We start from the raw sequence: 13,074 nt of genomic DNA, 5'->3' as shown, positions 1-13,074 counted from the left end.
GCCGGCCGCTGGCCGGCAACCGCATGGACCGTCGGCAAGACCCTGCAGTTGCCGGCCAGCGCCCGGCACTACCGGTGGGTGCCCACCTGGGGTGGCACGCGTGCCAAGCGCACCCGGGTAGAATGCCTGCATGAAGATCGCCTCGTGGAACGTCAATTCGCTCAATGTCCGCCTGCCGCACCTGGAGCAGTGGCTCAGGGAGTTCGGCCCGGACATCGTCGGTATCCAGGAAACCAAGCTGGAGGACCACAAGTTCCCCGATTCTGCGCTGATCGCCGCCGGCTACCGCAGCGTGTTCGCCGGCCAGAAGACCTACAACGGCGTGGCGCTGCTGTCGCGTGAGCCGGCGCAGGACGTGCAGATCGGCATTCCCGGCTTCGAGGACGAACAGAAGCGCGTCATTGCCGGTACCTTCGGCGACCTGCGGGTGATCAACCTGTACGTGGTCAATGGCCAGGACATCGGCACCGACAAGTACGACTACAAGCTGCGCTGGCTGGAAGCGGTGCATGCCTGGATCGCCGAAGAACTGCAGCGGCATCCGAAGCTGATCGTGATGGGTGACTTCAACATCGCCCCGGACGCGCGCGATGTGCACGACCCGGAGGTGTGGAACGACAACCACATCCTGACCTCCACCGCCGAGCGCGGCGCGCTCAACAAGCTGCTGCAGCTGGGCCTGCACGATGGCTTCCGCCTGCACAACGACGAGGCGGGCACCTTCAGCTGGTGGGATTACCGTGCCGCCGGCTTCCGCCGCAACCTGGGCCTGCGCATCGACCTGACCCTGGTCTCCGATGCGCTGAAGGGCAGCGCGGTGGCCTCGGGCATCGACCGCGAGCCGCGCACCTGGGAACGCCCGAGCGACCATGCGCCGGCCTGGGTGCAGATCGGTTGAACGAACAGGGCCCGACGATTGCCGGGCCCGTTCTGGATCATCTGCCGGCCAGTGGCCGGCACTACCCTCAGATCACCGTATGCTCTTGCGGGTGAACAGGTTGACGATCGCCAGCAGGATCACCGCGCCGATCAGCGAGAACAGGAAGGTGCGGATGGTGATCGCTTCGTTGATGCCGCCGCCGAACAGCCAGCCGGAAATCAGCGCGCCGACGATGCCGACCACGATGTTGAGGATGATGCCCTGCTGGGCATCGCGCTTCATGATGATGCTGGCCAGCCAGCCTACGATGCCGCCGACGATCAGCCAGATGATGATGCCCATGATCGAACCTCCGGTGGGAAACTGTGACCAGTTGACGCGCACGGCCGTGAACCCGTCGTGCAATTGCGTGATGGGCGCGTGCGGATGAGCCTGCCAGCCACCCTCGACGGCCCGTGGCGCTTCGGTCCGGTAACGGTCTGGCGGCGTCCGCACGTGCCGGGCCAGCGCGGTGAACCGCAGGCGCGGCAGGTACTGGCGCAGGCGCTGGGCACCGATCCGCAGACGCTGCCACTGGTCCGTGACGACAAGGGCCGGCCGGAGCTGAGCGGCCCGTTGGCCCACTACGGGACCGGCTGGAGCCACAGCGGTGAGGTGCTGCTGGTGGCGCTGGGCGAAGGCGTGCGGCTGGGCGTGGACCTGGAACTGCTGCGGCCGCGGCCGCGTCTTCTGGAGATCGTGCGGCGCTTCTTCCACCCGCAGGAGGTGGCCTGGCTGGAACGCCTGGACGAGGCCGACCGCGAGCACTGGTTCTTCCGCGTGTGGTGCGTCAAGGAAGCCATCCTGAAGGCGCACGGCCAGGGCATCTCGTTCGGCCTGCACCGCCTGCAGCTGGCGCCGGGGGCCGATGGCGCCCTGCACCTGCGCTGGTGCGACCCGGAACTGGGCGAGGCCGCGCGCTGGCACCTGCACGAATGGCAGGCCACCGGCCAGTTCCGTGCGGCGTTGGCCTGGTATCCGCACTGAAGCGGGGAATCAGCGCGCAAAACCGGCGATAATGGCGGCATGAGCGAACACCCACTTCCCGCCAGCGTGGCTGCCACGCTGGAACAGGGCCTGGCCAGCATGGGCCTGGACGCCGCGCTGGCGCCGCCGCTGCTGCGCTACCTGGCCCTGCTGCACCGCTGGAACGGCACCTACAACCTCACCGCCATCCGCGACCCGCAGGAGATGGTTACCCGCCACCTGCTCGATTCGCTGGCGATGCAGCCGTTCGTGGCTGATGGCAGCCTGGCCGACCTCGGTACCGGCCCCGGGTTGCCCGGCATCCCGCTGGCGATCGCCTGCCCGGGCCTGCAGGTCACCCTGGTGGAGAGCAACGGCAAGAAGGCGCGCTTCATGCGCGAGGCCGTGCGCCAGCTCGGCCTGGGCAACGCCCGCGTGGCCGAATCGCGGGCCGAAGCGCTGGACGAGGCCGGTCGTTACGACCAGCTGACCGCGCGCGCAATGGATACCCTGGCTGGCATCGTCCGCGTCGGCGGCCATCTGCTGCGCCCCGGTGGCGTGCTGCTGGCCATGAAGGGCGTCTACCCGCATGAGGAGATCGCGGAACTGCCGGCTGGCTGGCAGGTGCGTGAGGTGACCCCGCTGAGCGTGCCCGGCCTGGCCGGCGAACGCCACCTGGTCACCGTTACAGGTCCCTGATTCCCGCCGCCAGCCCTTTGTGGAACAACGGGTTGGCGATCCACGATTTCCGCAAGGGGCCGGTTGTACGCATAATGACCGGTCCCAACCATCCGTCGACGAGGCACACCCGCATGGCCCGCATCATCGCCATCGCCAACCAGAAGGGTGGCGTCGGCAAGACCACGACCGCCGTCAACCTGGCCGCTTCTCTGGCCAACGCACCCAAGCGCGTGCTGTTGGTCGACCTGGACTCGCAGGGCAACGCGACCATGGGCAGCGGCGTGGACAAGCGTGAGCTGGCGGCCTCCACCTGCGATCTGCTGCTGGGCGAGAACAGCGCCGCCGATGTGCGCGTGCAGACCGCCGAAGGCTACGACCTGCTGCCGGGCAACATCGACCTGACCGCCGCCGAGATCCAGCTGATGGGCCAGAGCGAGCGCGAGCAGCGCCTGAAGCGCGCACTGGCGCCGATCCGCGACGAGTACGACTACATCCTGATCGATTGCCCGCCGGCGTTGTCGCTGCTGACGCTCAACGCGCTGGCCGCCGCCGATTCGGTGATCGTGCCGATGCAGTGCGAGTACTACGCACTGGAAGGCCTGAGCGCGCTGGTGGAAACCATCGAAGCGCTGCGCACCAGCCTGAACCCGGCGCTGGAGATCGAAGGCGTGCTGCGCACCATGTTCGACGTGCGCAACAACCTGGCCAACGCAGTGTCGGCCGAGCTCACCGAGCACTTCGGCGACCGCGTGTTCCGCACCATCGTGCCGCGCAACGTGCGCCTGGCCGAGGCGCCCAGCCATGGCCAGAGCATCGTCGGCTACGACCGCGCCTCGCGCGGTGGCGTGGCCTACCTGGGCCTGGCCGGCGAGATCATCCGCCGCAACAACGAACGCAACAAGGCCGCCAAGGCCGTGGAGACCGTCTGATGACCAGCAGCAAGCCGGCAGCCAAGAAGCGAGGCCTCGGCCGTGGCCTGGACGCGCTGCTGGGCCCGAAAGGCGCGGTCAGCCAGGTGCAGGCCACCACCGCGGTGATTGAGCCGCTGCCGGGTGAAGTGCTGCGCAAGTTGCCGGTCGGCCAGCTGCAGCCGGGCAAGTACCAGCCGCGCCGCGAGATGGACGAGGGCAAGCTCTCCGAGCTGGCCGACTCGATCAAGTCGCAGGGCGTGATCCAACCGATCCTGGTGCGCCAGCTGCCGGCAGGCAACTACGAAATCGTCGCCGGTGAGCGCCGCTGGCGCGCATCGCAGCTGGCCGGCCTGGACGAAGTGCCGGTGGTGGTGCGCGAGCTGGAAGACCGCACCGTCATCGCGATGGCGCTGATCGAGAACATCCAGCGCGAAGACCTCAACCCGCTGGAAGAAGCCGAGGCGCTGCAGCGCCTGATCAGCGAGTTCACCCTGACCCATGCCGAGGCCGCCGAGGCCGTCGGCCGCTCGCGCGCGGCGGTGTCCAACCTGCTGCGCCTGCTGGAGCTGCCGGTGGCGATCCGCTTGCTGCTGGAAACCCGCCGCCTGGAAATGGGCCACGCCCGCGCGCTGCTGACCCTGGCTCCCGAGCTGGCTGGCAAGCTGGCGCAGGAAGCGGCCGATGAAGGCTGGTCGGTGCGCGAGGTCGAGCGCCGTGCGCAGGCCTTCGCGGCCGGCAAGGTGCCGAGCAACCGCCCGGTGGCGACGCCGAAGGTGCAGCAGGCCGACATCGCCTCGCTGGAAACCGAACTGTCCGAAGCACTGGGTGCCAAGGTGGCGATCAACCACGGCCGGGGCGGCAAGGGCAAGCTGATCATCCACTACACCGATCTGGATACCCTGGACGGCGTGCTGGAAAAGCTGCGTACGCGCCAGGGCTGAGCCCGGCGCCGCGTCAGGGGGTGCGGCCTGTTCCCGCCGCGTCCTGCAGATGACAGGGAACGCACCGCCGCGCGTGCCGGGGATGCACTGCTCTCCGGTCCGTGGCCTCATCCAGGGAACAGGACATGAGCAACGAATACGAGGACGTCAGCCCGGACGGCACCCAGATACTGGTACATCGCCGCGAAAAGGACTTCGTGCCCGCCATCGGCGAAGAACAGCACATCGAGGCGATCAGCGCCCATCTCGAACGCCATCTGGGCCCGGTGTCCGGTGTCTTCCACGAGATCATCTCCGATCTGGTGCACATCGACGTGCACGTGGTGCCGGCCAATGACCACTGCCCATACCTGCGCCTGGTCACCTCCGGCATGAGCGACCTGCCGATGACCGTGCCCGCCGAGGTGGACGCGGACGTGCCGCGCTACATGGAACTGATGGTGACCCTGCCGGCCGACTGGCCGATCTCCCAGGACGCCTTCGAGGACGAGCGCAATTACTGGCCGGTGCGCCTGCTGAAGGGCATGGCACGGTTGCCGCACGAGTACGACACCTGGCTGGGCTTCGGCCACACCATTCCCAACGGCCATCCCAGCTAGCCCTACGCGCCGGGCGTGGGTTTCGACGGTGCCATCGTGCTGTCGCCGGTGACCGCCCCGGAGGACTTCGCCACGCTGGCGCTGGAGGACGGCAGGACCATCAGCTTCATGAGCCTGGTTCCGCTGTACCCGGAAGAGATGGACCTGAAGCTGAGGAAGGGCGCCGAGGCGCTGCTCGACCGCTTCGATGCGAAGAACATCCAGGACGTGATCGAACCCGGCCGCACCAACGTGGCGAAGAAGCGTTTCGGATTGTTCTGAGACCGGTAACATCAGGGGCCTGAATTTCGTTTCCAGGCCCCTGTCATGACCATCCTGCTCACCGGCGCTGCCGGCTTCATCGGTGCCTACACCGCCCGCGCGCTGCTGGAGGCCGGCCAGCCCGTGGTTGGCCTGGACAACTTCAACGACTACTACGACCCGCAGATCAAGCGCGACCGCGTGGCCGCGCTGTGCCCGGCGCTGGACCTGCGCACCCTGGACCTGACCGACCAGCAGGGTCTGGCGGCACTGTTCGACGAGGTGAAGCCGACTGCGGTGATCCACCTGGCCGCGCAGGCCGGCGTGCGCTATTCGCTGGAAAACCCGCACGCCTACGTCGACAGCAACCTGGTCGGCTTCGTCAACATGCTCGAACTGTGCCGCCACCGTGGCGTGCAGCACCTGGTGTATGCCTCCAGCAGCTCGGTCTACGGCGATTCGGCCACGCCGCCGTTCTCCGAGGACCAGCGCGTGGACCAGCCGCGCTCGCTGTACGCGGCGACCAAGGCGGCCAACGAGCTGATGGCCTACACCTACGCGCAGCTTTACGGCCTGCATGCCACCGGCCTGCGCTTCTTCACCGTGTATGGCCCGTGGGGCCGGCCGGACATGGCACCGCTGCTGTTCTCGCGTGCGGTGCTGGCCGGGCGGCCGATCGACGTGTTCAACGAGGGCCGCATGCAGCGTGATTTCACACATGTCTCCGACATCGTGTCGGGTATCCTCGGCGCGCTCGCGCATCCGGCCGATGGTCCGGTACCGCACCGGGTGTTCAACCTCGGCAACCATACGCCGGTCGAGCTGGAGCGCTTCATCAGCGTGATCGAGCAGGCCGCCGGTCGCCCCGCGCAGAAGGTCTACAAGCCGATGCAGCCGGGCGACATGGTGCGCACGATGGCCGATACCCGGCGCGCCCATGACGCATTCGGCTTCGACGCGGTGACCCCGATCGAAGAAGGGTTGCCCCCCGTCGTGCAGTGGTGCCGCGAGTATTTTGGCGACCGCGCCTGAGGACGGATCCTCACACAGCCGGATTCATCTTCGGATAACCTCGGCTTCGGAGAATGCGCGGTCTTTGTCCCCCTTTGGCCGAGTGCCTTATGAGCCAACCCGAGCTTTCCGTTGTCGTCCCGGTGTTCAACGAACGCGACAACGTCGCCCCGCTGGTTGCCGAAATCACCGCTGCACTGCGTGGCCGGCTGCCGTTCGAGATCGTCTACATCGATGATCACTCGCGCGATGACACCCTGGCGGTGCTGCAGGGCCTGAAGGCGACCACACCGGAACTGCGGGTGCTGCACCATGTGAACCAGAGCGGGCAGAGCACCGCCGTGCGCACCGGTGTCAAGCACGCACGTGCGCCGTGGATCGCGACCCTGGATGGCGATGGCCAGAACGATCCGGCCGACATTCCCAAGCTGCTGGCCGCGCGCGATGGCGCCGAGGCGCAGGTGAAGCTGTTCGCCGGCTGGCGGGTCAACCGCCAGGACAGCGGCAGCAAGCGCTGGGCCAGCAAGTGGGCCAACGCCATCCGCGCGCGCATGCTGCGCGACGATACGCCCGATACCGGCTGCGGCATCAAGCTGTTCGAGCGCAGCGCGTTCCTCGACCTGCCGTACTTCGACCACATGCACCGCTACCTGCCCGCGCTGATGCAGCGTGCCGGCTGGAAGACCACCAGCGTGCCGGTCAACCACCGCCACCGTACCGCCGGCGTGTCCAAGTACAACAACCTGGGCCGTGCACTGGTCGGCATCCGTGACCTGCGCGGCGTGGCGTGGCTGATCACCCGCAGCAAGCGCACCGCGGTGGAGGAGCGTTGATGGATCTGGAGCTGCACTGGCTCGACCAGCCGCTGACCTGGTTGTACTGGACCGGCCTGCATGTGACCGGCTGGAAGCTGATCGGCTATACCGGCGCGCTGATGTTCGGCGGCCGCTGGCTGGTCCAGTTCATCGCGTCCAAGCGTGCGGGCAAGCCGGTGATTCCGCGCCTGTTCTGGTACATGAGCGTGGTCGGCAGCCTGATGACGCTGAGCTACTTCCTGTTCTCGGCCAAGCAGGACTCGGTGGGCGTGCTGCAGAACCTGTTCCCGGCGTTCACCGCGCTGTACAGCCTGCAGCTGGACATCAAGCACCGGGGCTGGAAGCGGGACAGGGCCAGCCATTGAGGCTGCGCCGGGATGCGGTCTGCCGTGGGTAGAGTCGACTGTCAGTCGACTTTCGCGCGGAGCGCGGGGTTTGCTGCATGTGGCGGAAGAACAGCCGACTGACAGTCGGCTCTACCACGTGCCTCCGGCGCTGGGGCCCCGGCCTGCGGCCGGTTCCCGGTCCTGCCTGCCGTGGGTAGAGTCGACTGTCAGTCGACTTTCGCGCGGAACGCGGGGTTTGCTGCATATGGCGGAAGAGCAGCCGACTGACAGTCGGCTCTACCACGCGCCCCCGGCGCTGGGGCCCCGGCCTGCGGCCGGTTCCCGGTCCTGCCTGCCGTGGGTAGAGTCGACTGTCAGTCGACTTTCGCGCGGAGCGCGGGGTTTGCTGCATGTGGCGGAAGAGCAGCCGACTGACAGTCGGCTCTACCACGCGCCTTCGGCGCTGGGCCCCCGGCCTGCGGCCGGTTCCCGGTCCTGCCTGCTGCGCAGGCAGGACCTTCGTCCCATGCCACGGGCCGTGGGCGGTGCCATCATCGGGGTCTGCCTTCCCGGGAACCTGTGCTCGTGAAAACCCGTCTTGCCGTTGCCCTGCTGATTGCCCTGTCCGCCCCCGCCGTGGCCCTGGCCGCGCCGCCCGCCGCCGCCGCGCCGGCCAGCGTCGCTACCGAATCGCCCGCCGATGCTGCCTTCCGCGCGCTGTACGAGAAGGAATGGAAGTGGCGCCAGCAAGGCGGCGGCGAGGCCAGCGAAGACGAAGACGCGCCGGCCAATGCCACCCGCATGCCCGATGTCGGCCCGGCCGCGCAGCAGGCGCGCCTGAAGGTGTGGGACGAAACCCTCGCCGCGCTGAAGAAGATCGACCCGAAGACCCTGTCGCCCGACAACCAGGTCAACTACGCGATCTACCACGACCAGGTGTTCAACCTGGCCGAAGAGACGCGCCTGCGCGGCTACGAGATGCCGTTCAACGCCGACTCCTCGTTCTGGTCCAACCTGTCCTTCATGGCCCGGCGCGAGATGAAGACCGTGCAGGACTACCAGAACTACATCGCACGGCTGAACGATGTGCCGCGTTACTTCGGCCAGCAGACCGAGAACATGCGTGCCGGTCTGAAGCGTGGCTTCAGCGTGCCGCGTGCCGTGCTCGATGGCCGCGAAGTGTCCATCGCCACCGTCGCCGAGCTGAAGGACCCGACCGGATCGCCGTTGTACGCGCCGTTCAAGAAGCTGCCCACCACCATCCCGGCCGCCGAGCAGGCCAGGCTGCAGGCGCAGGCGCGTGAAGCGATCAGCGGCAAGGTGGTGCCGGCGTTCCAGCAGCTGCGCACCTTCTTCGTCAACGAGTACGTGCCGCAGGCGCGCACCACCCTGGCCGCCGAAGCGATGCCCGATGGCAAGGCGTACTACAAGCAGCAGATCCACGAATACACCACGCTGGACCTGTCGCCGGACGAGATCCACCGCATCGGCCTGGATGAAGTCGCACGCATCCAGAAGGAAATGAACGACATCATCAAGCAGGTGAAGTTCAAGGGCAGCTTCGCCGAGTTCCTGACCTTCCTGCGTACCGATCCGCAGTTCTATGCCAGGACGCCGGAAGAGCTGCTGTCGCGTGCCGCGTGGATTTCCAAGCGGGCGGACGGCCAGCTGGGCAAATACATGACGCTGCCGCGCGCGCGCTTCACCATCGTGCCGGTGCCGCCGGATATCGCGCCGTTCTGGACCGCCGGCCGTGGTGGCATGGGCACCTACTGGCTCAATACCTACAACCTGCCGTCGCGCCCGCTGTACAACCTGCCGGCACTGACGCTGCATGAGTCCGATCCGGGCCACGCGCTGCAGGGCGCGATCGCCGCCGAACAGAAGAACCTGCCCGAGTTCCGCCGCAACGCCTACATCTCCGCCTATGGCGAAGGCTGGGCGCTGTACTGCGAGAAGCTGGGCGTGGAGATGGGCATCTACGAAACCCCGTACGAGGATTTCGGCCGCCTGACCTATGAGATGTGGCGCGCCGCGCGCCTGGTGATCGACACCGGCGTGCACAGCAAGGGCTGGACCCGCGAGCAGGCGCTGGCCTACCTGCGTGACCACACCGCGCTGAGCGAGCATGAAGTGACCACCGAAGTGGACCGCTACATCTCCTGGCCGGGCCAGGCACTGAGCTACAAGCTGGGCGAGATCGCCATCGTGCGCCTGCGCGCGCAGGCCGAGAAGGAACTGGGCGACAAGTTCGACATCAAGGGCTTCCACGACACCCTGCTCAAGCAGGGCTCGGTGCCGCTGCCGGTGCTGGAACAGCAGATCCAAGCCTACATCGCCGAGCGCAAGAAGGCCTGACCGCTACCGGGTAGTGCCGGCCGCTGGCCGGCAATCCGACCCGGTCACGGGGTCGGATCCCTTTCCCAAGGAAAGGGCTCCGACCCCCTCTCAGCTCACCCCACCGCCCGCGGCTTGGCCACTCGTGCAGCAAAGGTCGGCAGCACCAGCAGGGTCAGCACGGTGGCGGTGATCAGGCCACCGATCACCACCGTCGCCAACGGCTTCTGCACTTCCGCACCGGAACCGCTGGCAATCGCCATCGGAATGAAGCCGACGATCGCCACCAGCGCCGTGGTCAGCACCGCGCGGATGCGGCTGGAGGCACCGTTGATCGCTGCCTGCAGCGGCAGGTCACCGGCATCCAGGCGTTCGCGGATCGCCTGCATCAGCACCAGGCCGTTCAAGGTGGCCACGCCGGAGACGGCGATGAAGCCGACCGCCGCCGACACCGAGAACGGCATGCCCCGCAGCAGCAGCGCGAGGATGCCGCCGACCAGCGCCAACGGCACGCAGCTGAACACCAGAATGGCTTCCTTGCCGCTGCGCAGGGCCATGAACAGCAGGCTACCGATCAGCAGGAACACCACCGGCACTACCGTCGCCAGCCGCTTCTCCGCGCGCTGCAGGTTCTCGAACTGGCCACCCCAGGTCAGGTAGGCACCCGGCGGCAGTGCCACGTCGGCCACCGCTGCCTGCGCCTCGCCGACGAAGCCGCCCAGATCGCGACCGCGCACGTTGGCCTGCACCACCACGCGGCGGCTGCCGTTGTTGCGGCTGATCTGGTTCGGCCCTTCGCTCACCGTGATGCGCGCCACTGACGACAGCGGAATCACCAGCCCCGAAGGCGTGGCGATCGGCAGCGAGGCCAGCTGGTCCGGATCGTTGCGCGAGGCATCGTCCAGGCGCACCACCACGTTGAAGCGGCGATCACCTTCGAAGATCTTGCCGGCCGCCGTGCCGCCAATGCCGGTGGACAGTGCATCACTGACGTCTGCGGCAGTCAGGCCGTACTGCGCCGCCGCCACGTGGTCGATCGCCACGTTGAGCGTAGGCAGGCCGGAGATCTGTTCCACCCGCACGTCGGCCGCGCCGTTCACCGCACGCAGCTTCAGCGCCACCTGGTCGGCCACCTTCTGCAGCTGGCTGAAGTCATCGCCGAAGATCATCACCGCCAGGTCGGTACGCACGCCGGAAATCAGCTCGTTGAAGCGCAGTTCGATCGGCTGGCTGAACTCGAAGCTGTTGCCCAGCTGCTGCCCGGCCAGCTTTTCGAAGCGCGCCACCAGTGCGTCCTTGGCCAGCTTCGGATCGGGCCAGTCCTTGCGCGGCTTCAGCACGATCACGCTGTCGGAGATGTTGGTCGGCATCGGGTCGATGGCCGCCTCGGCGGTACCGGTACGCGAGAATACGGTTTCCACTTCCGGCTGCTTGGCGATCGCTTTCTCCAGCGCGAGCTGCATCGCCAGCGACTGCTCCAGTGAGGTCGACGGCACGCGCAGGGCCTGCATCGCCACGTTGCCTTCGTCCAGCGTCGGCATGAACTCGCGGCCCAGCAGCGAGAACGCGCCGATGCCCACCACCACCATCATCACCGCAGCTGCCAGCACCGTGCGCGGATGTGCCACGGCCTTGCGCACCACCGGTTCGATGCGCGCACGCAGCACGCGGATCAGCCTGGTCTCGTGCTCGCCATCTTCGGCATGCGTATCGCCGTCCTTTACCTTCGGCTCGCGCACCAGCAGCGCGGCCATCGCCGGCACGAAGGTGAAGGAGAACAGGAAGGCACCGACCAGGGCCAGCATGAAGGTCGCTGCCATCGGGTGGAACGTCTTGCCCTCCACACCTTCCAGCGTGAGGATCGGCGCGAACACCAGCAGGATGATCAACTGTCCGAACGCAGCTGGACGCGCCATCTTCATCGCCGAATCGGCAGCCACGCGCAGCCGCTCCATCGCGGTCAACGCACGGCCCAGTTCGGCGCGGCGCTGGCCCAGCATCAGCAGGGTCGATTCGACCACGATCACCGCACCGTCCACCAGGATGCCAAAGTCCAGCGCACCCAGGCTCATCAGGTTGCCGCTGATCCCGAAGCGGTTCATGCCGATTACTGCGAACAGGAACGACAGCGGAATCACCAGCGCGGTGATCGTCGCTGCACGCAGGTTGCCCAGCAGCAGGAACAGCACCACCACCACCAGCAGCGCGCCCTCGGTGAGGTTCCTGGCCACGGTCTTGATGGTGGAATTGACCAGCACGCTGCGGTCCAGCACCGGCGCGGCCACAATGTCGGCCGGCAGCGATTTGTTCACCTGTTCCAGGCGCGCCGCAGCGGCCTGCGCCACGGTGCGGCTGTTGCCGCCGGCAATCATCAGCGCGGTACCCAGTACGGCTTCATGGCCGTTGCGGCTGGCCGCACCCAGGCGCGGCGCGCGGCTCAGCTCGACCTCGGCCACATCGGCCACGCGCACCACCACGCCATTGCGGGTCGCCACCGGGGCCTGTGCCAGATCCTCGGTGGTCAGCGCCAGGCCATCGGCACGCACCACCAGTCCTTCGCCGGCGCGCTGCACGAAACCGGCACCGGCCTGCACGTTGGAACGCTGCAGGGCGGTGACCAGATCGGCCAGGCCGAGGCCGTGCGCGGCCAGCCGGGCGCTGTCCGGATGCACGCCATATTCCTTGACGTAGCCACCGACCGTATCGACGCCGGCCAGCCCCGGGCTGGAACGCATCTGCGGCGCGATGATCCAGTCCTGCACGGTGCGCAGGTAGGTCGCACGTTCTTCCGGCGTGCACAGCAGATTGCCTTCCGGCGTGCGGTAGACCTCGCCGGCCTGCCAGCCGGCTTCACCCGGCTTGGCCAGCTTGGCCGGATCGAACGTGGTGAAGTCCACGGTCCACATCAGCACTTCGCCGAGGCCGGTGGTAACCGGCGACAGCATCGGCGACGCGCCATCGGGCAGGTCTTCAGATGCCTCGCGCATGCGTTCGGCCACCTGCTGGCGCGCGAAGTAGATGTCGGTCGCATCGGTGAAGATCGCGGTGACCTGCGAGAAGCCATTGCGCGACAGTGAACGCGTGGTGGTCAGGCCGGGGATGCCGGCCAGCGCGGTTTCCAGCGGGTAGGTCACCTGCCGCTCGATCTGCTCCGGGGTCAGCGCCGGTGCCACCGTGTTGATCTGCACCTGGCGGTTGGTGATGTCCGGCACCGCGTCGATCGGCAGCTTGCCCAGCTGGAACAGGCCCACCGCGGCGATCAGCGCCGCCATGAACACCACCAGCCAGCGGTGGCGCACCGCTGTTTCAATGATCAGCTTGAACATGG

At 67.5% G+C, this 13,074-nt stretch carries 11 protein-coding genes and 1 pseudogene; 10 read left to right on the top strand and 2 right to left on the bottom strand.

The window, feature by feature from the left end; translation table 11 throughout:
* The first annotated feature begins 130 nt into the window (after positions 1-130).
* A complete protein-coding gene (gene xth, locus AC5P67_RS15260; protein WP_033835352.1) occupies positions 131-898 on the top strand; it encodes an exodeoxyribonuclease III in 768 nt (255 codons plus the stop codon).
* A gap of 72 nt (positions 899-970) precedes the next feature.
* Here xth and AC5P67_RS15255 read toward each other — a convergent pair whose 3' ends face one another.
* Complete coding sequence (locus AC5P67_RS15255; RefSeq protein ID WP_005411656.1) at positions 971-1,222, bottom strand: GlsB/YeaQ/YmgE family stress response membrane protein; 252 nt, start codon at positions 1,220-1,222, stop codon at positions 971-973.
* An 84-nt stretch (positions 1,223-1,306) separates the two neighbouring features.
* Here AC5P67_RS15255 and AC5P67_RS15250 point away from each other — a divergent pair, with 84 nt between their 5' ends.
* From AC5P67_RS15250 to AC5P67_RS15210, 9 genes and pseudogenes are all read left to right on the top strand, one after another.
* Positions 1,307-1,906, top strand: a complete 600-nt coding sequence (locus AC5P67_RS15250; RefSeq protein ID WP_033835351.1) for a 4'-phosphopantetheinyl transferase family protein — start codon at positions 1,307-1,309, stop codon at positions 1,904-1,906.
* Positions 1,907-1,945: 39 nt separating this feature from the next.
* Positions 1,946-2,584: a 16S rRNA (guanine(527)-N(7))-methyltransferase RsmG gene (gene rsmG, locus AC5P67_RS15245; protein ID WP_012481632.1), complete on the top strand. Its 639-nt coding sequence runs from the start codon at positions 1,946-1,948 to the stop codon at positions 2,582-2,584.
* 113 nt (positions 2,585-2,697) lie between these two features.
* Positions 2,698-3,495 (top strand): ParA family protein, encoded by a 798-nt coding sequence (locus AC5P67_RS15240; protein ID WP_005411653.1) that lies wholly within the window; start codon positions 2,698-2,700, stop codon positions 3,493-3,495.
* Positions 3,495-4,418, top strand: a complete 924-nt coding sequence (locus AC5P67_RS15235; RefSeq protein WP_005411652.1) for a ParB/RepB/Spo0J family partition protein — start codon at positions 3,495-3,497, stop codon at positions 4,416-4,418. Before AC5P67_RS15240 ends, AC5P67_RS15235 begins: the two co-directional genes overlap by 1 nt.
* Before the next feature lie 125 nt (positions 4,419-4,543).
* Positions 4,544-5,278 (top strand): annotated as a pseudogene (locus AC5P67_RS15230) (suppressor of fused domain protein).
* A gap of 45 nt (positions 5,279-5,323) precedes the next feature.
* Positions 5,324-6,289 (top strand): NAD-dependent epimerase/dehydratase family protein, encoded by a 966-nt coding sequence (locus tag AC5P67_RS15225; protein ID WP_005411650.1) that lies wholly within the window; start codon positions 5,324-5,326, stop codon positions 6,287-6,289.
* An 89-nt stretch (positions 6,290-6,378) separates the two neighbouring features.
* The gene (locus AC5P67_RS15220) at positions 6,379-7,101 is read left to right on the top strand and encodes a glycosyltransferase family 2 protein (RefSeq protein WP_005414909.1); all 723 of its coding nucleotides are present in this window, start codon (positions 6,379-6,381) and stop codon (positions 7,099-7,101) included.
* A complete protein-coding gene (locus tag AC5P67_RS15215; protein WP_005411648.1) occupies positions 7,101-7,448 on the top strand; it encodes a lipid-A-disaccharide synthase N-terminal domain-containing protein in 348 nt (115 codons plus the stop codon). Before AC5P67_RS15220 ends, AC5P67_RS15215 begins: the two co-directional genes overlap by 1 nt.
* A 546-nt stretch (positions 7,449-7,994) precedes the next feature.
* Positions 7,995-9,767: a DUF885 domain-containing protein gene (locus tag AC5P67_RS15210; RefSeq protein WP_111118201.1), complete on the top strand. Its 1,773-nt coding sequence runs from the start codon at positions 7,995-7,997 to the stop codon at positions 9,765-9,767.
* Positions 9,768-9,862: 95 nt separating this feature from the next.
* Here the strand turns inward: AC5P67_RS15210 and AC5P67_RS15205 are convergent, their stop codons facing one another.
* Positions 9,863-13,072: an efflux RND transporter permease subunit gene (locus AC5P67_RS15205; RefSeq protein WP_109337379.1), complete on the bottom strand. Its 3,210-nt coding sequence runs from the start codon at positions 13,070-13,072 to the stop codon at positions 9,863-9,865.
* Positions 13,073-13,074: the final 2 nt, after the last annotated feature.

It is taken from the genome of Stenotrophomonas sp. YJH_SMC_21 (genome assembly GCF_059369555.1).
This window is presented reverse-complemented; position numbering and strand designations above follow the sequence as displayed.

What these genes read in the sequence shown, in the direction of transcription:
- xth (WP_033835352.1), top strand. Translation starts at nt 131, where the DNA reads ATGAAGATCGCCTCGTGGAACGTCAATTCGCTCAATGTCCGCCTGCCG.
- AC5P67_RS15255 (WP_005411656.1), bottom strand. Translation starts at nt 1,222, where the DNA reads ATGGGCATCATCATCTGGCTGATCGTCGGCGGCATCGTAGGCTGGCTG.
- AC5P67_RS15250 (WP_033835351.1), top strand. Translation starts at nt 1,307, where the DNA reads ATGAGCCTGCCAGCCACCCTCGACGGCCCGTGGCGCTTCGGTCCGGTA.
- rsmG (WP_012481632.1), top strand. Translation starts at nt 1,946, where the DNA reads ATGAGCGAACACCCACTTCCCGCCAGCGTGGCTGCCACGCTGGAACAG.
- AC5P67_RS15240 (WP_005411653.1), top strand. Translation starts at nt 2,698, where the DNA reads ATGGCCCGCATCATCGCCATCGCCAACCAGAAGGGTGGCGTCGGCAAG.
- AC5P67_RS15235 (WP_005411652.1), top strand. Translation starts at nt 3,495, where the DNA reads ATGACCAGCAGCAAGCCGGCAGCCAAGAAGCGAGGCCTCGGCCGTGGC.
- AC5P67_RS15225 (WP_005411650.1), top strand. Translation starts at nt 5,324, where the DNA reads ATGACCATCCTGCTCACCGGCGCTGCCGGCTTCATCGGTGCCTACACC.
- AC5P67_RS15220 (WP_005414909.1), top strand. Translation starts at nt 6,379, where the DNA reads ATGAGCCAACCCGAGCTTTCCGTTGTCGTCCCGGTGTTCAACGAACGC.
- AC5P67_RS15215 (WP_005411648.1), top strand. Translation starts at nt 7,101, where the DNA reads ATGGATCTGGAGCTGCACTGGCTCGACCAGCCGCTGACCTGGTTGTAC.
- AC5P67_RS15205 (WP_109337379.1), bottom strand. Translation starts at nt 13,072, where the DNA reads ATGTTCAAGCTGATCATTGAAACAGCGGTGCGCCACCGCTGGCTGGTG.